This is a genomic window from Burkholderia sp. BCC1644 (assembly GCF_902833225.1).
Lineage (GTDB): Bacteria > Pseudomonadota > Gammaproteobacteria > Burkholderiales > Burkholderiaceae > Burkholderia.
The window spans coordinates 1-20,756 of record NZ_CADFEI010000007.1 but is presented as its reverse complement, the minus strand read 5'-3'; the positions used below and the strand labels follow the sequence as shown (position 1 = coordinate 20,756).

At 65.9% G+C, this 20,756-nt stretch carries 20 protein-coding genes and 1 pseudogene; 8 read left to right on the top strand and 13 right to left on the bottom strand.

Features of this window, described 5'->3' with window-relative positions; genetic code table 11:
* On the bottom strand, positions 1–2,310 hold the full coding sequence (locus HWX87_RS15240; RefSeq protein WP_176047886.1) for an AsmA family protein: 2,310 nt from the start codon (positions 2,308–2,310) through the stop codon (positions 1–3).
* Between the two features lie 152 nt (positions 2,311–2,462).
* On the opposite strand from HWX87_RS15240, the gene HWX87_RS15235 reads away from it, so the two are divergent.
* Both HWX87_RS15235 and fetB read left to right on the top strand, forming a co-directional pair.
* Positions 2,463–3,164 carry an ATP-binding cassette domain-containing protein gene (locus tag HWX87_RS15235; RefSeq protein WP_176047885.1) on the top strand — a complete coding sequence of 234 codons (702 nt, stop codon included), beginning with the start codon at positions 2,463–2,465 and terminating at the stop codon, positions 3,162–3,164.
* The gene (fetB, locus tag HWX87_RS15230) at positions 3,161–3,964 is read left to right on the top strand and encodes an iron export ABC transporter permease subunit FetB (RefSeq protein ID WP_089467547.1); all 804 of its coding nucleotides are present in this window, start codon (positions 3,161–3,163) and stop codon (positions 3,962–3,964) included. The genes HWX87_RS15235 and fetB overlap by 4 nt, the downstream gene beginning before the upstream one ends.
* Before the next feature lie 40 nt (positions 3,965–4,004).
* Here the strand turns inward: fetB and HWX87_RS15225 are convergent, their stop codons facing one another.
* From HWX87_RS15225 to HWX87_RS15215, 3 genes are all read right to left on the bottom strand, one after another.
* Complete coding sequence (locus HWX87_RS15225) at positions 4,005–4,478, bottom strand: PliI family lysozyme inhibitor of I-type lysozyme (RefSeq protein ID WP_176047884.1); 474 nt, start codon at positions 4,476–4,478, stop codon at positions 4,005–4,007.
* A 214-nt stretch (positions 4,479–4,692) separates the two neighbouring features.
* The gene (locus HWX87_RS15220; RefSeq protein ID WP_176047883.1) at positions 4,693–5,244 is read right to left on the bottom strand and encodes a DUF6013 family protein; all 552 of its coding nucleotides are present in this window, start codon (positions 5,242–5,244) and stop codon (positions 4,693–4,695) included.
* A 159-nt stretch (positions 5,245–5,403) separates the two neighbouring features.
* Positions 5,404–6,420 (bottom strand): zinc-binding alcohol dehydrogenase family protein, encoded by a 1,017-nt coding sequence (locus HWX87_RS15215; RefSeq protein WP_176047882.1) that lies wholly within the window; start codon positions 6,418–6,420, stop codon positions 5,404–5,406.
* Between the two features lie 124 nt (positions 6,421–6,544).
* On the opposite strand from HWX87_RS15215, the gene HWX87_RS15210 reads away from it, so the two are divergent.
* Complete coding sequence (locus HWX87_RS15210) at positions 6,545–7,486, top strand: LysR family transcriptional regulator (RefSeq protein WP_176047881.1); 942 nt, start codon at positions 6,545–6,547, stop codon at positions 7,484–7,486.
* A 167-nt stretch (positions 7,487–7,653) separates the two neighbouring features.
* The gene (gene serB, locus HWX87_RS15205; protein WP_176047880.1) at positions 7,654–8,499 is read left to right on the top strand and encodes a phosphoserine phosphatase SerB; all 846 of its coding nucleotides are present in this window, start codon (positions 7,654–7,656) and stop codon (positions 8,497–8,499) included.
* A gap of 88 nt (positions 8,500–8,587) precedes the next feature.
* Here serB and HWX87_RS15200 read toward each other — a convergent pair whose 3' ends face one another.
* The 5 genes from HWX87_RS15200 to HWX87_RS15180 all read right to left on the bottom strand — a co-directional run bounded on the left by HWX87_RS15200 (position 8,588) and on the right by HWX87_RS15180 (position 13,124).
* Positions 8,588–9,769, bottom strand: a complete 1,182-nt coding sequence (locus HWX87_RS15200) for a cystathionine beta-lyase (RefSeq protein ID WP_176047879.1) — start codon at positions 9,767–9,769, stop codon at positions 8,588–8,590.
* A gap of 113 nt (positions 9,770–9,882) precedes the next feature.
* The gene (locus tag HWX87_RS15195; protein WP_176047878.1) at positions 9,883–10,425 is read right to left on the bottom strand and encodes a hypothetical protein; all 543 of its coding nucleotides are present in this window, start codon (positions 10,423–10,425) and stop codon (positions 9,883–9,885) included.
* A 90-nt stretch (positions 10,426–10,515) separates the two neighbouring features.
* A complete protein-coding gene (locus tag HWX87_RS15190; RefSeq protein ID WP_176047877.1) occupies positions 10,516–11,442 on the bottom strand; it encodes a sugar kinase in 927 nt (308 codons plus the stop codon).
* A gap of 3 nt (positions 11,443–11,445) precedes the next feature.
* Positions 11,446–12,807 carry a 30S ribosomal protein S12 methylthiotransferase RimO gene (gene rimO / locus HWX87_RS15185; protein ID WP_059234056.1) on the bottom strand — a complete coding sequence of 454 codons (1,362 nt, stop codon included), beginning with the start codon at positions 12,805–12,807 and terminating at the stop codon, positions 11,446–11,448.
* Between the two features lie 152 nt (positions 12,808–12,959).
* On the bottom strand, positions 12,960–13,124 hold the full coding sequence (locus HWX87_RS15180) for a hypothetical protein (RefSeq protein WP_176047876.1): 165 nt from the start codon (positions 13,122–13,124) through the stop codon (positions 12,960–12,962).
* Positions 13,125–13,374: 250 nt separating this feature from the next.
* Between HWX87_RS15180 and HWX87_RS15175 the strand changes: the two genes are divergently transcribed.
* The 4 genes from HWX87_RS15175 (at position 13,375) to HWX87_RS15160 (ending at position 17,639) form a co-directional block, all read left to right on the top strand.
* Complete coding sequence (locus HWX87_RS15175; RefSeq protein WP_176047875.1) at positions 13,375–13,896, top strand: hypothetical protein; 522 nt, start codon at positions 13,375–13,377, stop codon at positions 13,894–13,896.
* A 57-nt stretch (positions 13,897–13,953) separates the two neighbouring features.
* Positions 13,954–15,318 (top strand): pitrilysin family protein, encoded by a 1,365-nt coding sequence (locus HWX87_RS15170; protein WP_176047874.1) that lies wholly within the window; start codon positions 13,954–13,956, stop codon positions 15,316–15,318.
* Entirely contained in the window at positions 15,315–16,661 is a 1,347-nt protein-coding gene (locus HWX87_RS15165) for a pitrilysin family protein (RefSeq protein WP_176047873.1), read from the top strand. The genes HWX87_RS15170 and HWX87_RS15165 overlap by 4 nt, the downstream gene beginning before the upstream one ends.
* Positions 16,662–17,384: 723 nt before the next feature.
* The gene (locus tag HWX87_RS15160) at positions 17,385–17,639 is read left to right on the top strand and encodes a hypothetical protein (protein ID WP_176047872.1); all 255 of its coding nucleotides are present in this window, start codon (positions 17,385–17,387) and stop codon (positions 17,637–17,639) included.
* Between the two features lie 165 nt (positions 17,640–17,804).
* On the opposite strand, the gene HWX87_RS15155 is transcribed toward HWX87_RS15160, so the two are convergent.
* The 4 genes and pseudogenes from HWX87_RS15155 to HWX87_RS15140 form a co-directional block, all read right to left on the bottom strand.
* Positions 17,805–18,593: a lysozyme inhibitor LprI family protein gene (locus tag HWX87_RS15155; protein WP_244137696.1), complete on the bottom strand. Its 789-nt coding sequence runs from the start codon at positions 18,591–18,593 to the stop codon at positions 17,805–17,807.
* 485 nt (positions 18,594–19,078) lie between these two features.
* Complete coding sequence (phaR, locus tag HWX87_RS15150; protein WP_006485265.1) at positions 19,079–19,645, bottom strand: polyhydroxyalkanoate synthesis repressor PhaR; 567 nt, start codon at positions 19,643–19,645, stop codon at positions 19,079–19,081.
* 118 nt (positions 19,646–19,763) lie between these two features.
* A complete protein-coding gene (locus tag HWX87_RS15145; protein WP_166964704.1) occupies positions 19,764–20,504 on the bottom strand; it encodes a 3-ketoacyl-ACP reductase in 741 nt (246 codons plus the stop codon).
* Positions 20,505–20,625: 121 nt separating this feature from the next.
* Positions 20,626–20,756 (bottom strand): annotated as a pseudogene (locus tag HWX87_RS15140) (acetyl-CoA C-acetyltransferase); the annotation flags it as partial.

Sequence of the window (20,756 nt, the reverse complement as noted above, 5' to 3'; positions counted from 1 at the left end):
TTACTTGCCGGCCTTCGCGGCCGCCCTTTGCGCCGCCTTCGCGTTCATCTGCCCGAACAGCTCCGAGCACGGCACGTCCTTGTTGTTGCTCGGCGCGATCAGCGGAATCAATGCCGCGAACGGGTTGATCAGGCCGAGACCGATCATCGCGCCGGCGCGCAGCGCAAGCGCGGTCGCATCGACGCCGACGTCCGGGTTCTTGAACGTGCCCTTCGCATACAACGGCGAGCGCAGCGAGAAGATCCGGAAACCCTTCGTGTGCGGGTGGATCTTCAGGTTCAGCGTTTCGTCGCGCAGGCTGATCGGGCCATCGACGTTGATCAGCGCATCGTCCGTATCAAGCGCGAACACCTTGGGGTCGAGGATCCCGTTGGTCGCGACGAAATCGATCGCCGCGCAGTTGATCTTCACGTCGTTGTTGCCAAACAGCTTCTCGTAGACGACGTTCGCGACGTTCAGCCCGGCCGCTTCCATCAGCAGGCGGCTGATGCGGCCATCCGTCACGAGCGCCTTCACTTCGCCGTTCGACGTCGCGGCCAATGCGGCCGGCGAGTTGCCGGTCGCCGACAGCGACGCATCGCCGTTGATCTCGCCGAGCGCCGACTGCATGACCTTCTGTGCCGGGAACAATTGCTTCAGCTTCAGGTGCCGGGCAGCCACCGTGAAGCGGCCCTTCAACGGCGCGCCGCTGCCGTCGAGATGCGCGGTGGTCGCGAGCGTGCCGCCCGCGACGCCGAACTGCAGCGGCTCGAGCGACAACACACCGTCCTGCATCACGATATGCGTGTACAGGTTGGTGATCGGCAGGTCCGAACTCTTGACCAGCTTGCGCCCCGTGAACTTGACGTCTGCATCGAGTGCGCGCCAGCGGTCGGTGCGAAACGTCTCGACCGGCAGCACGCGGCTCGACGGCTGTTTCGTCGTGTCGCCACGCTTGGCCTTGCTCGCTGCCGTATCCGCGCCGATCACGGGTGCGAGATCGGAGAACTGCAGCAGGTTCGACACGAGCTCGCCCGACAGCTTCGGCCGCGGCTCACGCTGCTCGTAGACGAGCGTGCCGCCGAGATCGCTGCCGCCGACACGGCCGTTGAAGTTCTCGTAGCGGAACGTGCTGGCCTTCCGCTTGAAGTTGCCGATCAATCGCCCTTCGGTCGCGTAAGGCGGCGTATCGGGCAGCGTGATGCCGCTGAGCTGGTAAAGGTGCGACATCGACGTGCCCTGCAGCCACAGCCGCAGGTCGATCGCCGCGAGATGCATCGGATCGGTCAGCGTGCCGACGATCGCGAGCCGCGTGTCGCCGGCCTTCACGTCGGCCTGCAGCGGGAACGGCCGCGACGCATCCTGGATCGCAAGCACGCCGCCGAGCTTGCCGGTCCCGTTGATCGGCACGTTCTTGTAGCGGCCGTCGACCTTCAGCCCGAACGCATAGGTCGGGCCGGACGGCTTTGCGGGTGTAGCGGCGGCGCCGCTTGCGCCGGATGCGGCAGCAACCGTCGACGCGGAAGAAGCGGAAGACGCGGACGAACCAGGCGAGCCGGAAGCAGCCGAAGCAACGGAAGCCGCAGCCGACGCACCCGTCGCCGACGCCGCACTCGCCGCCTGTGCGGCCGACGCACTCGACGCGACCTCCGCGTTGGCCTTCGCGCTCAGTTGCGCGGCGCCATGCTTGCCGACACGCTGCGCCGACGCCGCGCGCGACGTCTGCTCCTGCTCTTTCAGCACATCGCCGAGCGGGATCGGCTGGCCGAGCGTATCGATCGCAACGGTCAGGTCGGCCTTCGTGATCGCATCGCGATACGTGACGGTGCCCTTGGCAAAGCCGAAACTCTCGAGCCGAACCTTCCACGGCGACGGCTGCGACGATTGCTTGAACTGGAAGGTCCACGTATTGCGTCCGTCGGCCAGCCGCTCGAGGTCGACGGACGGATTGACGACATCGATCGACGGGATGACGATTTCATGCGCGAGCAGCGGCAGGATCGCGAGATCGAAGTGCGCGGCATCGAGCGTGACGAACTTGGGCGTCTTCGCCCAGTCGGGGTTGCCGATCTCGAGCTGCGTGGCCGAAAAGCTCGGCCAGGGCACCCAGGCACGCCAGCCGGTTTCGCCGTCGGGGCGGCGCCAGCCGACCTTGAGATCGCCGTTGATTGCGAACGGGCGGCCGAGTGCGGCACTCACCTGTTCGTTGACCCACGGCTTCGCGCGGTTCCAGTCGAACGTGAAGAGAAAGACGCCGGCCGCCGCGATGAGCACCGCGACGATACCGACGATCCATGCAGCCGATTTGCCGATGGCTCGGGTAAGCGTCATGGCGGTTCCGTTGTTGTTCTGAAATGTTGCCGCACCATGCCGGGCCGCTTGCGTGGACGAACGGCACACGACACCCGCGGCTTTTCAATCGGTATTATGACGCACGCCATGGTGACGTTTCGGCGCTATTAACGCTTTTTTTCATTTGTGACATGACAGCCCCCACCGGCCTCATCGATGCACAGCGCATTACACGGCGCGACGCCAGCAGCGGCAAGATCCTGCTCGCCCCGACCGATTTCAGCCTCGCAGCGGGATCGCGAATTGCTATCACGGGACCATCAGGATCGGGCAAGAGCGTGCTGCTGCGTGCGCTCGCACTGCTCGATCCGCTCGACGGCGGCCACATCCTGTGGCGCGGCCACGGGATCCGGCGCAGCGCGATCCCGCGCTACCGGCGCAGCGTCGCGTACGTGCGCCAGCGCCCCGCGCAGATGGACGGCACCGTCGAATCGCAATTGCGCTATCCGTATTCGCTCGCGATCTATCGCGACGCGTCATTCGATCGCGCGCGTGCCGAAGCACTCGCCGCGCAGGCCGGCCGCGGCCCCGACTTTCTCGACAAGCGCGCGAGCGACCTGTCCGGCGGCGAAGCGCAGATCGCGGCGCTGCTGCGTGTGCTGCAACTCGATCCCGACGTGCTGCTGCTCGACGAGCCGACCTCCGCGCTCGATCCCGAATCGGCGCGCGCGATCGAGGCGCTCGTCGGCGCGTGGTTCGACGCGGCGCCCGACGCCCGCGCGTACATGTGGATCTCGCACGATCCAGCCCAGGCCGCGCGGATCGGCACGATGCGGCTCGTGATGCAGGCCGGCGTCATGCATGTCGCGAACCCGACGGAGGCTGCACAATGAGCCCGGCACTGCAGGACCTGAGCCTCGTCGACGTCGGCATCGCCGCCGCGCTCGTCGCCGTCAACGGTGCGATCTCGGCAGCGCTGTCGCTCGGCCTCGGCCGCAAGCTCGCGCTCGCGGCGGTGCGTACCGTCGTACAGCTGCTCGCGATCGGCTACGTGCTCGGCTGGGTGTTCGGTCATCCGCACTGGTACGTCGTGCTGCCGCTCACCGCGCTGATGACGCTGATCGCCGGTTTCGCCGGCGCGGGCCGCGGCAAGCGCACGTATCGCGGCCAGCGCATCGACAGCATCGCGTCGATCTGGTTCAGCAGCTGGTTCGTCGCGGCGGTCGGGCTGTTCGTCGTGATCCGCATCCATCCGTGGTTCGCGCCGCAATACGCGATTCCGATCCTCGGGATGATTCTCGGCAATACGCTGACGGGCGTGTCGCTCGGCGTCGAGCGAATGATGGAAGAGCTCACGGCGCGCCGCGACCGCGTCGAAACGGCGCTCGCGCTCGGCGCGACGCGCTGGGAAGCCGCGCAGGACGCCGCGCGCCAGGCCGTGCGCGCGGGCATGCTGCCGACGCTGAACCAGATGGCCGTCGTCGGCGTCGTGAGCCTGCCGGGGATGATGACGGGCCAGGTGCTCGCCGGCCAGTCGCCGCTGCAGGCCGTGCGCTACCAGATCGTGATCATGTTCCTGATCGCCGCGGCGTCCGCGCTCGGCACCGTCGGCGCGGTGCTGATGACCTATCGCCGGCTGTTCTCGGCCGATCACCGCTTTCTCGCGTCGCGGCTCGAAGAGCGCGCGCACTGACACGCGCAGGTACCGCGCGCTGCGTTCGCGCAGTGTGCGGTCAGCGCGCGACGCGGCGCTTGCCGATCGCCTGCCGCAATGCGGCCGCGACGTCCGCATCGGGCGCGAGCCCGTCGACCGACGCGACGAGCCGCACTGCGCGCTGCGTCGCCACATAGGCCTGTGCGCCGACATAACCGCCGCTGCCGGCCGAGCGCGTCGTCACCACGAGTGCCTTTGGCGCACGTGCGCCAAGGTCGGCCGTGAACGCATCGGTGACCGTACCATCACGCGCATGCAGCATGCCTGTCACGTAATCGTCGGTATCGAAGCCCGGCGCCGCATGTGCGGTGGAATACACACGCACCGCGTAGCTGCCGGTCGAGCACGGTTCGAGCGCGCCGCTCGACACGACGGCCACCTGTTGCCGCGACGGCAGCTCGACTTTCTTCACGAAGCTGCAATCGTCGGCCGCGTGCGCATGCACGGCGACGAGTGCAATGGCAGACAGCAGCACGCGCATTCGCAGTTTCATCGGGAGTCTTGCGGGAAGGACAGGATGCGGGCGAGCATGACGTGACATCTGCATGACGTCACGCACCGCTGCCGCACGGCAGCGGCACCCTGCCGCGAAAGGCGTCGGGGAAACATCGGAATGGCAGCACGCAACGCTCACGTGCCGCCCCGTTCACGCCGCCCGCGAATCCGTTGCGCGCGCACCGGACGAAATGCCGGCCCGCGCGCGCCGCTCAGCGCTTGATCGACACCGTCACCCTGGTACCGTCGCTCATCGCCACGGACTTCGACCCGCCGTTGGTCGGAATCGACACCCACTTGACCTGGCTCAGCGACACGACGTCCGGGCACTGCAGCGACTTGCCGCCGGCCGTCACGCTGCGCGTGCCCTTCGGCGCGGCCGCCTGGAAGCTCATCTGCACGTTGGCGACGCCCTTCGCGTCGACCGACGGCGCGAGCCGCACCTGGGTCTGGCGCACCATCGCGCCGTTCGCGTCGCGCGGCAGGTTGTCGGCGTTCGGGCAGCCGTCCGGCATCGCGACCGCACCACTCGGCGGCACCGACTTCCAGTTGAAATCGTCCGTCTCGCCCGAGCGGATCTTGCGGGTCTCCTGCGTGTTGCCGAAGGTCTTCGAGTCGACCTTGACGGTGTATTCGAGCTGTCCGGTACCGCCGCCCTTCAGGCTGCCCTTGACCGGCGGCGCCGCGAATACGCTCGCGCTGACGCACGCCGCCGCGAACACGACCGACCACGATGCGGCGACTGACAAGCTGCGTTGGCTCATGCTGACCTCCTTGTAATGCGGCGGCACGCGCGTGCCGCGCGGTTTTCGATGCATGATGCGCTGCCAGTCTACCGCCAAGCGGGGTGCAATGCGCCGCAAACGCATCGGGTGTTACCCCGCTTGCATTCGCGGCGTCGCAACCTTACGCGGGCGACGGTTTCAGAAACCGCTCAGCACGAGCTTGCCGATCGAACGCCCGGCCTCGAGCAACTGGTGCGCGCGCCGCAGGTTCGCCGCGTTGATCGTGCCGAGCTGTTCGCCGAGCGTCGTGCGCAGCGTGCCGCCGTCGACCAGCCGCGCGACTTCGCCGAGGATCCGGTGCTGCTCGATCATGTCCGGCGTCTCGAACATGGCACGCGTGAACATGAATTCCCAGTGAAACGCGGCACTCTTCGCCTTCAGCAGCTCGACCGGCACCGGCTTCTCGTTCTCGACGATCGTGCAAATGCCGCCTTGCGGCCGGATTACTTCCGCAGCGGCAGGGAAATGACGATCCGTGTCGTTGAAGATCAGCACGTAGTCGACGTTCGGGTGGCCAGCCTCGCGCAGCTGCGCAGGCAGGTCGCCGAAGTGGTCGACCACTGCATCCGCGCCGAGCGAGCGCACCCAGTCGGCCGACGCCGGCCGCGATGCGGTCGCGATCACGTGCAGCTTGCCGAGCGTCTTCGCGAGCTGGATCGCGATCGAGCCCACGCCGCCCGCGCCGCCGATGATCAGCACCGACTTGCCGGCGTCCGCGCCCTGCGGCGACACGTGCAGCCGGTCGAACAGCGCTTCCCACGCGGTCAGTGCCGTGAGCGGCAGCGCGGCTGACGCGGCGAAGTCGAGCGTGCGCGGTTTCAGCGCGGCGATCCGTTCGTCGACCGTGTGGAATTCGCTGTTCGCGCCGGGCCGCGTGATGCTGCCCGCGTAGAACACTTCGTCGCCGGGGCGGAACAGCGTCACGTCGGCGCCGACCGCGACCACCGTGCCGGCCGCATCCCAGCCGAGCACGCGCGGCGTCTCCTCGACCTGCGGCTTCGGCGCGCGCACCTTGGTGTCCACCGGATTCACGGAGATCGCCTCGACCTTCACGAGCAGGTCGCGCGGGCCGGGCACGGGCTGCGGCAGCTCCACGTCGAGCAAGGCTTGCGGGTCGTCGATCGGCAGATAGCGGGTCAGTCCAACGGCTTTCATCTCGATACTCCTTTCAGGGAATCCGGGCGGGCCGCGGCGCAGCCCCATGAACGTCATCGTAGGCAACCCGATCATTCTAGAAAACCGCTATATTTCCTGAAACATTTTCAGGAATTTCAGAACAATGGCGCCCGATCCGATTCCGATTCCCGACAAACCGCTCGACCTGCTCGACGTCGCGCTGTTCGTGCGGGCGGCGCTGCTCGCGAACGTCACCGCGGCCGGCCGCGAGTTCGGCGTGTCAGCGGCGGTCGCGAGTGCACGCATCGCGCAGCTCGAACGCCAGCTCGGCGCGCGGTTGCTGCACCGCACCACGCGCCGCATCAGCCTCACGCAGGACGGCGAGATCTTCATGGCGCGCGCCGACGCGCTGCTGTCGGCCGCCGACGCCGCACGCGCCTCGGTCGGCCATGGCCGCACCGAGCCGTACGGACGGCTGAAAGTGTCGATGTCGTCGTCGTTTGGCCGCCAGCACGTCGCGCCGGTGATTCCCGCGTTCCTGCGCCGCTACCCGTCGGTGTCGCTCGACCTGCGGCTGTCCGACGAGATCGTCGATCTCGTCGACGACGGCTACGACGTCGCGATCCGGCTCGGCGCACTGAAGGATTCGACGCTCGTCGCGCGCAAGCTCGCCGCCAACCGGCGCGTGCTGTGCTGCTCACCCGCGTATCTCGCCGAGCACGGTGCGCCGCGCCATCCGGCCGATCTGACGCAGCACGAATGCGTGATCCTCGGCGACCAGCGCGACTGGTCGTTCGCGACGCCGCAAGGCCCGCTGACCGTGCGGGTCGGCGGCCGGCTCGTCGCGAGCAACGGCGAGGCGATTCGCGAAGCGCTCGTCGACGGCTTCGGGATCGCGATCAAGTCGACCTGGGATGTCGGCCCGCTGCTCGCGAGCGGCGCGCTCGTCACGGTGCTCGACGACTATCCGTTCGCGGAAGAGGTCGCGATCTGGGCCGTCTATCCGAGCCGCGCGCACGTGCCGCTGAAAACGCTCGCGTTCATTGCGTTCCTCGCCGAGCATTTCGGCGATCCGCCGTACTGGGACGGCCACGACGCGCAATAACCGCTGCGCCGCACCCCGTTTCGATCCGCCCCCGACCGCCCGGCACGGCCGACCGGCTACAATGGCGCGTTCGCCACGCAAGGGCCCGACGCCGGACGGGGCCCGCGTCCGCAAGCGGCCGCCCGTTGGCCGCGCACGCATTTCATTCGTCTCCCAACCATCCCGTCATGACCCACAACCTCGTCATCCAGAGTCTTGCACCGCTGTCGGACGCCCATCACAAACCGCTGCTCGCGCTATCGCGCGGCACCCGCATCGTGCAGACCGACGATCACGCGCTGCGCATCGAAAACGCGAATCCCGCGCAACGCCTCGACATCGACGCGTACTGCGGCACGCACGCGCTCGACTTCGCGTTCGTCGAGGCCGGCCGCACGCTCGGCGATTTCGGGCTGACCGTGATGGACATGGATTCGACGCTGATCACGATCGAATGCATCGACGAGATCGCCGATTTCTGCGGGCTGAAAACGCAGGTCGCCGAGATCACCGAAGCGTCGATGCGCGGCGAGATCCGCGACTTCAACGAAAGCCTCACGCGCCGCGTCGCGCTGCTGGCCGGGCTCGACGCACAGGCGCTCGAACGCGTGTACGAGGAACGGCTGCAACTGTCGCCGGGCGCCGAGACGATGCTGGCCGGCGTGAAGGCCGCGGGCATGAAGACGCTGCTCGTGTCGGGCGGCTTCACGTTCTTCACCGAGCGGCTGAAGGCGCGCCTCGGCCTCGACTACGCGTACGCGAACACGCTCGAGATCGTCGACGGCAAGCTGACCGGCAAGGTGCTCGGCGAAATCGTCAACGCCGACGTGAAGGCGCGCCTGCTGCGCGACACGTGTGCGTCGCTCGGCCTCGCGCCGAGCCGGGCGATCGCGATGGGCGACGGGTCGAATGACCTGAAGATGATGGCCGAAGCCGGGCTGTCGGTCGCGTTCCACGCGAAGCCGGTCGTGCGCGACGCGGCGACGGTCGCGTTCGACCATGTCGGCCTCGACGGGCTGCTGCGGCTGTTCTGATCCTGCCGGACCACCCATGAAAAACGCCGGCGCGATATTGCATCGCGCCGGCGTTTCGTTTTTCCGCGGGAACGTTGGCGGCCCGTGATCAGCCGAGTACGCCCTGCATCGCGCGTTCGATGTCCGCGCGCAGGTCGGCTTCGTCTTCCAGGCCGACATAGAAACGCACCAGCGTGCCGCGATGCGTCCAGTCCGGACGCATCGACGCGACGTCGTAAGGCATCGCGAGGCTGCATGCACCGCCCCAGCTCCAGCCGATCGCGAACAGTTCGAGCGACTCGACGAAGCGGTCGATCTGCTCCGCGCTGTAGCGTTCGTCGAACACCACCGAGAACAGCCCGCCCGCCCCTGTGAAATCGCGCATGAACGACGCGTGCCCCGGACAATCGGCGATCTGCGGATGCAGCACCGCCGCGATCTCCGGCCGCGCCTTCAGCCATTGCGCAAGTGCGAGCGCGCTCTTGCCGTGCGCGTCGAAGCGCACCTGCATGCTCGGCAGGCTGCGCAGCACGAGCGAGCAATCGTCGACCGACACGCCGATCCCGCAGCGCATCCGCGCAAGCTTCAGCTTCGCGTGCAGTTCCGCGTTCGCGGTGATCGTCGCGCCCATCAGCACGTCGCTGCCGCCCGACTGATACTTGGTCAGTGCCTGCACCGAGATGTCGACGCCGTGATCGAACGGCTTGAACGCGAGCCCGGCCGAGAAGGTGTTGTCGATCGCGGTGACGATGCCGCGCGCCTTCGCGGCCGCGGTGATCGCCTGCACGTCGGGCACTTCCATCGTCACCGAACCCGGCGCCTCGATCCAGATCAGCCGCGTGTCCGGCTGGATCAGGTCGGCGATGCCGGCGCCGATCAGCGGATCGTAGAAGCGCACTGTGATGCCGAAATCCTTCGCGAGCCAGTTGCCGAAATCGGCGTTCGGCCCGTACACGTTGTGCGGAATCAGCACGTCGTCGCCCGCTTTCACGATCCCGAAGTACACGTTCATGATCGCCGCGAGGCCCGACGGCTGCAGCAGCGCATGCGTGCCGCCCTCGATCTCGGCAAGCCGCTGCGCGAGCGCGAGCGACGTCGGCGTCGCGTGCAGCCCGTAGCGCCACTGGTTGTCGTTGTGCCAGACGAGCGCGCGCATCGTCGCGAGATCGGGAAACACGACCGTCGACGCACGCGCGACCGGCGGCACGAACGACCGGAAGCCTTCCGGAATGACGTCGTCGGGTTGAACGATACGGGTTTGAAGTGCGCGCTTGGGAGTGGATGCAGTCATGACAGGAAGCCGGACACGAGGCCGTTCGGTTGCGGAATATGTCGCTAGATTAGCCAAAATCGGCGCGCTTGGCCCGGTACAATGCGCGCCGCGCCCGCCGAGCCAGCGCGCGCTCAGTCGTCGGTGCGCAGGTTGACGACGCCACCCACCGTCTCGATTTCCTGCACGCGGCCGTCGCGCACCTGCAGCGCCGCGCGCTTGCCCGGCGCCAGGCGCAGCACGACCGGCTGCGGATCCGATTCGTCCGAGTTCATCCGGTCGGCCTTCAGGTCGCCCGTCGTGTCGAAGCGGCCCACCCACACGCCCGTGATGTTCGTGCCGTCGTTCGATTCCTCGATCTCGAGCGTGTCGCCGTCGCGATCGCCCGCGAGCAGCACGACCTCGCCCGTATCGGCGAACTGGTACTCGCCGTGCACGCCTTCCTCGTCCGTCTTCGGGCCGAGATGCACGACGATCGGTCGATCGCCAAGCGTGCCTTCGTAGCGCGGCAGGCGGGCGAACTCGGGATTCGGCTTCAGCGGCCGCGCCGCTGCCGGTTCATCCTGCTGCACGCCCGGCGCGACGGCCTGCGCCGCGACCACGCGCGGCATCGCGAGGCACGTTGCCAGCGCGCCTGCGACGACGAGCGCCCGTTGCCATTCCGAATATCGACCCACCTTGTGTTGCTCCTTGCTTCAGATTCGCTCGAAAATCGCGGCGATGCCCTGCCCGTCGTGCGGGGCCGTGGCCGGCGTACGCGTGGTGCGTCAGCCTTGCATCAGGCGCTCCACCGCGTCGCGGTGCGGAATCGGCGCGACCGCGCCGTAGCCTGTCGTCGACAGCGCCGCCGCTGCATTCGCATAACGCGCGGCCGCGAACGGATCGTCGCCCGCGACGATCCGCGCGACGAACGCGCCACCGAAGCAGTCGCCCGCGCCCGTCGCATCGACAGCCTCGACCGTGAAGCCCGGCACGACGCGCCGCTCGTTCGGCGTCGCGACATACGCGCCTTCCTTGCCGAGCTTCAGCGCGACGACCTGCGGCCCGTGTTCGAGCATCGCATCGACGATCGCATCGCGATCGTTCGCGCCCGTCAGTGCCGTGACGTCGTCCCAGCTCGGCAGGCAGATGTCCGTCTGGCGCAGCGCTTCGCGCATCACCGCGCGGGCGCGCGGCAACGGCCACAGCTTCAGACGCAGGTTCGTGTCGAAGCTGACCTTCGCGCCGTGGCGGCGCGCATGGTCGATCGCCGCGAACGCCGCGTCGCACGCGGCCGTGCTGATCGCAAGGCTGATGCCCGACAAGTGCACGGCCTTCGCGGCCGCGAGCGCGTCGAGCGGCAGGTCGCCCGTCGCATAGCGGCTCGCGGCGGAGCCCGCGCGCAGATAGTCGAACTGGTGACCGTCGGCGCCGTGCGTGACGAAATACACGCCCGTCGGCGCCGTGCGATCGATCCGCACGTAAGTCGTGTCGACGTGTTCCGCCTGCCACATGTCGGCCAGCAAGCGGCCGAACGGATCATCGCCGATCGCCGACACGAAGCCCGTCGACGCGCCCTGGCGCGCCGCCGCGATGCAGAAATTCGACGTGTCGCCGCCGAAGCCCTGCAGGAATTCGGGATGACCCGGCTGCGACTGGTTGAATTCGATCATCGCCTCGCCGAGCGCGAGGATCTCCGGAAATGCGGCGGTCATCGCTTACACCTCGCCCCACAGATCGTGACCGTCGGCGCCCGTGATCTTCACGGACACGAAATCGCCGACCTTGTAGCGCTTCGATGCCTTCGTCGCCGGTTCGACATAGACGACACCGTCGATTTCCGGCGCATCGGCTGCCGTGCGGCCGATACCGCCTTCCTCGCTGACTTCGTCGATCAGCACCTTCAGCGTCTTGCCGACCTTGCGCTGGATGCGGTTCGCCGACACTTCCTCGGCGACTTCCATGAAGCGCGCGCGGCGTTCCTCGCGAACGTCATCCGGCAGCGCGCCGTCGAGTTCGTTCGCGGTGGCGCCTTCGACCGGCGAATAGGCGAAGCAGCCGACGCGATCGAGTTCCGCCTCGCGGATGAAGTCGAGCAGCGTTTCGAACTGCTCTTCCGTCTCGCCGGGGAAGCCCGCGATGAAGGTACTGCGGATCGTCAGGTCCGGGCAGATCTCGCGCCACTTCTGCACGCGCTCGAGCACCTTCTCGGCGTTCGCCGGACGCTTCATGCGCTTCAGCACTTCCGGATGCGCGTGCTGGAACGGCACGTCGAGATACGGCAGCACGTGCCCCTTGAACGGACCTTCGGCCATCAGCGGAATCACTTCGTCGACGCTCGGGTACGGGTACACGTAGTGCAGGCGCACCCACGCGCCGTACTGTGCGGCGAGTTCGCCGAGCGCGGCGACGAGGTCGGTCATGCGCGTCTTGATCGGCTTGCCGTTCCAGAAGCCCGTGCGGTACTTCACGTCGACGCCGTATGCGCTCGTGTCCTGCGAGATCACGAGCAGTTCCTTCACGCCCGACTTGAACAGGTTCTCGGCTTCCAGCATCACTTCGGCGACCGGGCGCGACACGAGGTCGCCGCGCATCGACGGGATGATGCAGAACGTGCAACGGTGGTTGCAGCCTTCGGAAATCTTCAGGTATGCGTAGTGGCGCGGCGTGAGCTTGATGCCGGCCGCCGGCACGAGGTCGGTGAACGGGTCGTGCGGCTTCGGCAGGTGCGAATGCACGGCCTGCATCACTTCGCCCACCGCGTGCGGGCCGGTGACGGCGAGCACCTTCGGATGGACTTCCTCGATCAGGTTCGAGCCGCTGGCGCTCGACTTCGCGCCGAGGCAGCCGGTGACGATCACCTTGCCGTTCTCGGTCAGCGCTTCGCCGATCGCGTCGAGGCTTTCCTGCACGGCTTCGTCGATGAAGCCGCAGGTGTTCACGACGACGAGGTCGGCACCGTCGTAGGTGCCGGAGATTTCATAACCTTCGGCGCGCAGCTGCGTGATGATTTGTTCGGAATCGACGAGCGCCTTGGGGCAGCCGAGGGATACGAACCCTACTTTGGGGGATTGGGACATCTGGATGTGTGGGGGCGTGGCAGCAAAAGCGTGAGTTTACAGCGATTTAGGGGTGGCGAGGCAAAACAGGCGGCCGGCGGCGGCATCGACCGTCAAATCGGATGCACGCCCCGCCAACGGCCGTCATGCAAGGCATGCTTGATATGTCCCTTTCATTTTGAAACAATGCATTGCCGTCCGATCAGCCCGCGCGACACCCAAACAAAGGAACTTGATGCGCTCACAGCACCACGCTTCCTTCCAATCCCGGTGTGCTGCATCCGCGAGCTTTCGACCGAAAGGAAGGCGAAACGCAGCCTGCGTTCACGATCTTTCATGGGCGGGTCGTGCTGACGAATACGCCCGTTCTGCCCCAAAAATTCGAACTCGTCTCATTTCACGATGATGGGGCGCGAAGTAGCATCGCACCTGAGTCTCCCCGCCCCGCCTGCATTGCCACGTCGGGTCGAATTTGGCTCACCAGCTCGCCACGAGGCCGCGCTGCCTTCGATGTCACGAAGTCGGGCCGCACGAGCCTATCGATTGCGGTCGCGCGTCGATCGCCCTTACCCTGGAACGGGATGCCGAATGAAGGTCGCCACCTTGCGCGTGCTCGCGCGCCGACTTGCGCTGCTGGTCGCCGTACCGGCCTCGATGAACGCCGAGGCCGCCACGCCCACGACGGCAGAACCGGCACGGCAGCATACCGCCCGGGTCAACGCGGGCCGTTGGCCCCCAAACCGCGTCGCGTGCGACAGACTGCCCAGTCGCGCCTCCATCGCCGCCACGCTCGACCGGGGCACCGGCGACGAGTCCCGATTTTCCGCCGGTGCTTCAGCGTCGATCGATCTCCTGCCTGCGTTGTTTGCCGCCAAACCCCAGGACGATGCGTCATCGAAGAAGTCCAAGCCCGACAATCGCTTTCAGGTGATCTGCACATTTAACGGAGATCGCGCCGTCTGTCGCTACGCATCGACGGTCAAACAGCGTATGGCCGTCAACGGGCGCATCACGGCATTGATGTCCCCGCAACGCGCCATCAATCAACGTGCATCGGAAAATATGAAAGACTTCACGTTCGCCGCGCTCGACGCATGGCAGGTCAACTGACCGCCGGGCCGGCACCCGATCTTCCGCGTTCATCCTGCCTACACGAAAGGACGTTCCATGTCAGTACGACGTTTGATATGCACCGGGCTCTCGCTGTGCCTGTTGATTGCAGGCACGGCGATGGCCCAACCCGTCGAGGTAGCGGGTTTTACCCACGTCCGCTCCCTGGGCGGTATCGACGAATACCGCCTGGATGCCAACGGTCTCACCGTGCTTGCCTTGCCCGATCCCGCTGCGACGGTGGTCAGTTTCCAGGTGCTGTACCAAGTGGGCTCACGCAACGAAGCCGCCGGCACGACCGGCGACACCCACCTGCTCGAGCACCTGATGTTCAAGGGCAGCCGGCACTACAACAAGGCGCTCGGCAATTCACTGAACAGCTACATGGAGCGAGTGGGCGCGACCTTCAACGCAACCACCTCGATGGACCGCACCAACTACTTCGGCACGCTCGGGCGCGATGCGCTGGAAGGCTACATCGCCATCGAGGCCGACCGCATGCGCAACCTCCTGCTGCGCCCGGAAGATCTGGCCAGCGAGATGACGGTGGTACGCAACGAGTACGAGCGGGGCGAGAACCGCCCTTTCACCGCATTGTTCCAGCAGGTCATGGCCACTGCTTACCAGGCGCACCCCTATCACCATCCCACCATCGGCTGGCGTAGCGACATCGAGCATGTGAGCGTGGACAAGCTGCGCCGCTTCTACGACACCTTCTACTGGCCGGACAACGCAGTCGTCATCCTGGTCGGCGATTTTCGGCCGGACCAGGCGTTGGGCTGGGTCAGGCAGTACTACAGCGGCATCCCGCACGCGCCCAAGGCCATCCCTGCTGTCACGACCGAAGAACCTCCGCAGCAGGGGCCTCGAAGGCTGGTGCTCAAACGCGCAGGCGCAACAGGCAATCTGATCATCGCCTTCAAGGCGCCGCGTGCGCTTGACCCCGATGCGGCGGCCCTGACCGTACTGGGCCTAGTATTGAGCCAGGGCAAGAGCAGCCCGCTGTATCGCGCACTGGTCGACACCTCGATTGCCACGCAAGCCGGCGCCAGCTTCCATGCGCTGCGCGACCCCGGTCCGTTCGTGGTGACCGTCAGCCTGCCGCCCGACGCGAAACACGAGCAGGCCGAGAAAATCGCCTGGACCGAACTGGAGCGCATCAAGACCGAGGGCGTCACTCGCGAGGATATCCAGCGGGTGCTGGGGCCGTACCGGGCCGATCAGATCTACCAGCGTGACGGCGTCAGCTTGACGTCCGCCCGATTGGGCTACGCGGTCTCGCTGGGCGACTGGACACGGTTCGTCACCGAGCTTGAAGAACTGGAGAAGGTGACGCCCGCCGACGTGCAGCGCGTCGCCCGCAAGTACCTCATTGAAAATCAGAGCACAACCGGCTGGTTCGTCCCGGAGCAATCTTCATGAAGCATCTGCGTTTCAGCCATCTGCGGACGTGGTTCGTGTGGTTCGCCGTGCTGTGGCTGCCTGTTGCGGCTCAGGCAGGCATCGCCGACCGCGTCGTGCGCGCCCAGGCCGGCAGCATCGCGCTGCTGACCTATCCGATGCCGCCGCATGAAATGGTGTCCCTGTCCGGTGTCATGCCCCTGGGCGACGCCGACGCGGCCAGCAAGACAGCCAATCCGGCCGTGCCCCTGCTGACCGGCATGTTGCTGCAGGATGGCAGCGCCCGTCGCGACAAGGTGGCGATCTCCGCGCTGCTGGACAGCCTCGGTGCGCAGTTGTCGTTCCAGTCCGACGGTGGCTACGTCGGCATACACGGCCAATGCCTGACCAAGGATCTGCCGACGCTGATCGACCTGATGGCCGAGCAGTTGCGCCTGCCGGCCTTCAAGCCGGAGGAACTGGCCAAGGCCAAGACCCGGCTGGAGGCCGCGGTCCGTAACGCCGGAGAAAACCCGTCGGTCCGGGCCAGCGACGCGCTGCATCGATCCATCTACCCCGATGCGCACCTCAACGCCCCGGTGCCGCGCGAGCGGATGCTCGAGGCCATTGCCGCTGCCACGCTGGACGATATCAAGGCGTTTCATCGAACCTACTACGGACCGGCACATATGACGCTGGTGGTAGTGGGTGGAGCGGACCCGGGTCGCCTGCAATCCACGGTGACCGAGGCCTTCGCGGGCTGGAGCGGTGGCAAGGCCCTCGTGCGACAGAGTCCGCCACCCAAGGCGAGCCAGGCCGACATGCAGCGAATCGCAATGAAGGACAAGGCATCCGTCAGCGTGATGCTGGGTCAGGCCATCGACCTGCGCGCGAACGATGCCGATTACCTGCCCTTGAGCGCGGCCGTCAACGTCCTCGGGAACGGCTTCACTGGCCGGCTGATGGCGAGCGTCCGCGACAAGGAAGGCCTGACCTACGGCATCCGTGCCAGCCTGTCCGGGCTCTCCCTGATGGACGGCGGATTCGTCATCACCAGCAGCTTCGCCCCGCCCCTGCTGGACAAGGGCGTTGCCAGCACGCGCCGCATTCTGGATGCCTGGTGGAAACAAGGGGTTACCCAGGCGGAACTGGATGCACGCAAGGACGGCATGATCGGCCGCCATCAAGTCTCCATGGAAACCACCGGGCAGATGGCCGCCATGATCGCCCAGACCGTGCTCCAGGATCGTCCGCTGAGCGACCTCGATACCTATCCGCAGCGCGTCCGCGCCCTGACCGTCGATCAGGTCAACACCGCCATCCGCAAGTATCTGAATCCCGGCAAGATGGTGTGGATCGAGGCCGGGACGTTTGCGGAGAAATAGCACGCAGCCTGCTTGTCGTTTATCAGCCTCGTAGCAGATACGCAAAGCCATCCGATCGACCTCCGTGACTTCCTTCTTGAAATGGATGACCAAGCCGCTGCGTGTGTCATGGCAGGTCGAGTTACCGACAACGCAGATGTCGCCTTGCTCCAGTATCTCGGAACAATGGCTTTGCTCCATGACATAACCGCGTAGCAGGACCGCTACAACAGTTTGCGGTGCCAGGTGCTGTCGATACCTTTGATCTCGTTGTTGAATTGCCCCGGCACCCACGGCATGCCCCACTGAACCATCCCCTTCAGATTCGCCGTCGTGAGAGGCGCGCGTATCGCCTGCACTGCGCGGCCACGGGACTGCTCTACATGCAGCCCCCATCCTCGACTGACTCGGCAACCATCGCGAAGCGTGGTTGTCACTGCTTTACGTGTTGGCCAGCCAATACGAGCGTGGCGGTGCGCCACGCAAACTGGTGGTGCAAGCAAACCAGTCAGATCCAGCAGCCCAAAATGGACAGAGAGGGGCAACAGGGAGCGTCGATTCCGCATGTCGCGCACCAACGCCCCGTCTCCGACACTGAGCCGGATATGACTCTTTCACTGCTAAACGGGGAACGGTCGACTCGCCATCGACTGGCCGCATCGCGCAACACCAGCACGAATGCTGCCAGCCGCTATGCGAAAATCGAGGCTTCCAGTCTCTTCAATCAGCCATATCGGGGCCCGCATGACTACCCACATCACGATCGAATTCACCGAACACGCAGCCGAAGCCATCGGCGAGCAAACCAGCACCAGCTTCTCCTACGACCAGGGTGCGCACGTACCGCAACCGGGCGACTTCGTCGAACTCGAGAATTCGCGGCAGACGTTCCTCGTGATCGGCCGCGTGTTTTCGCTCAAGGCGAACTACAGCGCCGTCAAGCTCGTGCTCGACCTGCCACCGTCGGACGACGACCAGGACTTCAGTCCCGCGCACTGAGCGACAACGAAACGAATGGCCTCGGTCTGAACCGCTGGTCATGCGGCGCACACGTGTGTGACATCGCAGCCGATGATCGATCGACATCGGCTGCGCATGCCCCCGCCGACGAACAATAAAAAAGCCCGCCATGGCGGGCCTTGCCAGAACACGAAACGCTGCACGTTACCGCGCATCCGGAAACACCGACGCAGTCAGACACCGTTCGAACCACACCGCATCATCCCCGTCGCCGATCGGCCACATTTCCGCATCCAGTTGCGGCATGCCGGCGGCCGGCGCCGGCGCACGGCCATCCACGCCGAACGTGCGCGCCCGCACCCATCCGGACTGCGCACCACCGCTATCACACGATTGCCCATGCGCCTGCGTCTCGCAGAACGCCACCGGGCGCACCTTCCCGCCGTCGGCCGCGCTCACCGAGCGGTACTGATAAACCGCGCCGGTCGCCCAGTCCTCGCTCTGGCTGCAGACGCGTGCACGATGCTGCACATGAACCGCGCCGAAACACGCATATGAAACGTGTGCGCCGCTCGCATCGTCGGGAATGAAATCGCAGTTTCCATCGAAACCGGTCAACGGGCCGCCCGTGTATTTCGCGAGCCACTGGCGTTCGGCCAGCGCTCGCGCGACCAGGCCTTTACCGGACTGATCGGCCAGCTCGGCGCTGCGTCGGTCGATTGCCTTGCGCACTTCATTGGCGGCCAGCGGACGGCCTTCGTAATCGGCGTCGAGACGGTTGTTGCGCGCGCCGATCCAGCGGCGCTGGCTGCGCACCAGCATGTCGCGGATAGCCGCGTCCGGCGCGGCCTTCAGCGCGCCCGCGTAGGCTGAATTCATTCGCGCATCGGCCGCCCGCAGCGCGGCGTTCGCACAGATGCGCTTCTCGATCGGCTGCGCGGCTTTCGCGCAATCCATCGCAAAGCCCGGAACGGCCAGGCCAACGCCAAACATGAACACCGCAGCAAGACCGCCCAGCCTGCCGGCCGATGCCATTCGGATCCGTCGCATGCTTTCTCTCAGTAGAATTGTTTTTATCGGCGCACCGCATCGACGCGGCATCGAACATCCTGTCGTGCCCGAGGCCCGATACAGCGATTCGCCAAAGGCAGCGTCGACACATCACGGTCCGCACCGAGTCGGGTCGGCAGGCAAACACCTGCACCGGTACAAGCGCGCACCGTCAGGCGCGTCGTGCCCGGTGATTCAATTCGTTTGCTGACTGGATCTCGATCGACTGGACAACGGTCATGCCCGCCCCATATGCGGCGCGAGCATGTCGTGCCGACGATCATGAACGACCGTCGGCGATATCTTTCGGCAGGCAGCAGCCGCGTACCGTCGTGCCCGGGCACGCGATCGGCCGCCCCGCGCCACCTTGCTTCGCGGCACCGACGCCCGACGGCTCGCGCCGCCGCGGCCGGCCTGCCGCGACATCGCTACTTCTTTTCCGGCTCCGACGCGCCCGGCTGCTTGAACGGGAACGTGCTGAACATCGACTTCGCCTGGTTCTGCATCTGCTCCTGCATCTGCACGAACATGTTCTTCGACTGCTCGATGTAGCTGGTCATCATCCCCTGCATCATCGGTGCCTGCATGTTCATGAATTGCGACCAGACTTCCGGATTCATCGCGTTGCCTTCGTACAGGTTCTTCGACTGATCCGCGAGCTTGTTCTGGATGTCGATGAACGCCTGGATGTTCTTTTCCAGGTACGTACCCATCATTCCCTGCATCGCGTGGCCGTAGAAACGGATGATCTGCGACAGCATCGACGACGAGAACATCGGCACGCCGCCGCTTTCCTCTTCGAGGATGATCTGCAAGAGGATGCTGCGCGTCAGGTCTTCGTTGGATTTCGCATCGACGACCTTGAAATCCTCCTGCTCCAGCACGAGTTGCTTCACGTCGGTGAGCGTAATGTACGTGCTTGTCTCGGTATCGTAGAGCCGGCGGTTCGGGTACTTCTTGATGAGCCGTTCGGCCGTCTTCTTTGTAGTAGTCATGTAACGCCTTTCAATGCAGCGTAGCGCAAGTGACGAATCCCCGCCGCCCGAATCCGGGAGGCGGGGGCCTTCGGAACACACCCGGCTGCGCGGCCACCCGGCCCGCGCAGCCTGGGCATCAGCCCATGTGCAGGCCGCCGTTCAGCGAGAAGTCGGCACCCGTCGCGAAACCGGAATCGTTCGACGCGAGCCACGCGACGATCGAGCCGATTTCCTCGGGCCCGCCGAGACGCCGCACCGGGATCGTCGCAACGATCTTCTCGAGCACGTCGGGGCGGATCGCCTTCACCATGTCGGTGCCGATGTAGCCCGGCGACACGGTGTTGACCGTCACGCCCTTCGTCGCGACTTCCTGTGCGAGCGACATCGTGAAGCCGTGGATGCCGGCCTTCGCGGTCGAGTAGTTGGTCTGGCCGAATTGCCCTTTCTGGCCGTTCACCGACGAAATGTTGATGATGCGGCCCCAGCCACGTTCGACCATCCCGTCGATCACCTGCTTCGTCACGTTGAACAGGCTCGTCAGGTTGGTGTCGATCACGGCCGTCCAGTCTTCGTGCGTCATCTTGCGGAACACGACGTCGCGCGTGATGCCCGCGTTGTTGACCAGCACGTCGATTTCGCCGACTTCGGCCTTGACCTTGTCGAAGGCTTCCTTGGTCGAGTCCCAGTCGCCGACGTTGCCTTCCGACGCGATGAAATCGTACCCGAGTGCCTTCTGGTCCTCGATCCATTTCACGCGGCGCGGCGAGTTCGGGCCGCAACCCGCGACGACCTTGAAGCCGTCCTTCAACAGACGCTGGCAGATGCTGGTGCCGATGCCGCCCATCCCGCCCGTTACGTACGCAATTCGCTGAGACATGAATCTCACTCCATTTTTTGGTTTCGAGAGCTGCCGAGGCCCCCTCTGACTTCACGTGGCGCCGGCCGAAGCCGCAATCGGCCGGTGCCTCGGATTCGGTTCGACGGTAACGAACGGCCGGTTACGGGCGCTCGACCGCGAGTGCGACACCCATCCCGCCGCCGATGCACAGCGACGCCAGCCCGCGCTTCGCATCGCGCTTGACCATCTCGTGCAGCAGCGTCACCAGGATCCGGCAGCCCGACGCGCCGA

Bases quoted from the DNA above. Each gene is read 5' to 3' on its own strand.
- HWX87_RS15240 (WP_176047886.1), bottom strand. From the start codon at position 2,310: ATGACGCTTACCCGAGCCATCGGCAAATCGGCTGCATGGATCGTCGGT.
- HWX87_RS15235 (WP_176047885.1), top strand. From the start codon at position 2,463: ATGACAGCCCCCACCGGCCTCATCGATGCACAGCGCATTACACGGCGC.
- fetB (WP_089467547.1), top strand. From the start codon at position 3,161: ATGAGCCCGGCACTGCAGGACCTGAGCCTCGTCGACGTCGGCATCGCC.
- HWX87_RS15225 (WP_176047884.1), bottom strand. From the start codon at position 4,478: ATGAAACTGCGAATGCGCGTGCTGCTGTCTGCCATTGCACTCGTCGCC.
- HWX87_RS15220 (WP_176047883.1), bottom strand. From the start codon at position 5,244: ATGAGCCAACGCAGCTTGTCAGTCGCCGCATCGTGGTCGGTCGTGTTC.
- HWX87_RS15215 (WP_176047882.1), bottom strand. From the start codon at position 6,420: ATGAAAGCCGTTGGACTGACCCGCTATCTGCCGATCGACGACCCGCAA.
- HWX87_RS15210 (WP_176047881.1), top strand. From the start codon at position 6,545: ATGGCGCCCGATCCGATTCCGATTCCCGACAAACCGCTCGACCTGCTC.
- serB (WP_176047880.1), top strand. From the start codon at position 7,654: ATGACCCACAACCTCGTCATCCAGAGTCTTGCACCGCTGTCGGACGCC.
- HWX87_RS15200 (WP_176047879.1), bottom strand. From the start codon at position 9,769: ATGACTGCATCCACTCCCAAGCGCGCACTTCAAACCCGTATCGTTCAA.
- HWX87_RS15190 (WP_176047877.1), bottom strand. From the start codon at position 11,442: ATGACCGCCGCATTTCCGGAGATCCTCGCGCTCGGCGAGGCGATGATC.
- rimO (WP_059234056.1), bottom strand. From the start codon at position 12,807: ATGTCCCAATCCCCCAAAGTAGGGTTCGTATCCCTCGGCTGCCCCAAG.
- HWX87_RS15180 (WP_176047876.1), bottom strand. From the start codon at position 13,124: ATGAAAGATCGTGAACGCAGGCTGCGTTTCGCCTTCCTTTCGGTCGAA.
- HWX87_RS15175 (WP_176047875.1), top strand. From the start codon at position 13,375: ATGAAGGTCGCCACCTTGCGCGTGCTCGCGCGCCGACTTGCGCTGCTG.
- HWX87_RS15170 (WP_176047874.1), top strand. From the start codon at position 13,954: ATGTCAGTACGACGTTTGATATGCACCGGGCTCTCGCTGTGCCTGTTG.
- HWX87_RS15165 (WP_176047873.1), top strand. From the start codon at position 15,315: ATGAAGCATCTGCGTTTCAGCCATCTGCGGACGTGGTTCGTGTGGTTC.
- HWX87_RS15160 (WP_176047872.1), top strand. From the start codon at position 17,385: ATGACTACCCACATCACGATCGAATTCACCGAACACGCAGCCGAAGCC.
- HWX87_RS15155 (WP_244137696.1), bottom strand. From the start codon at position 18,593: ATGTTTGGCGTTGGCCTGGCCGTTCCGGGCTTTGCGATGGATTGCGCG.
- phaR (WP_006485265.1), bottom strand. From the start codon at position 19,645: ATGACTACTACAAAGAAGACGGCCGAACGGCTCATCAAGAAGTACCCG.
- HWX87_RS15145 (WP_166964704.1), bottom strand. From the start codon at position 20,504: ATGTCTCAGCGAATTGCGTACGTAACGGGCGGGATGGGCGGCATCGGC.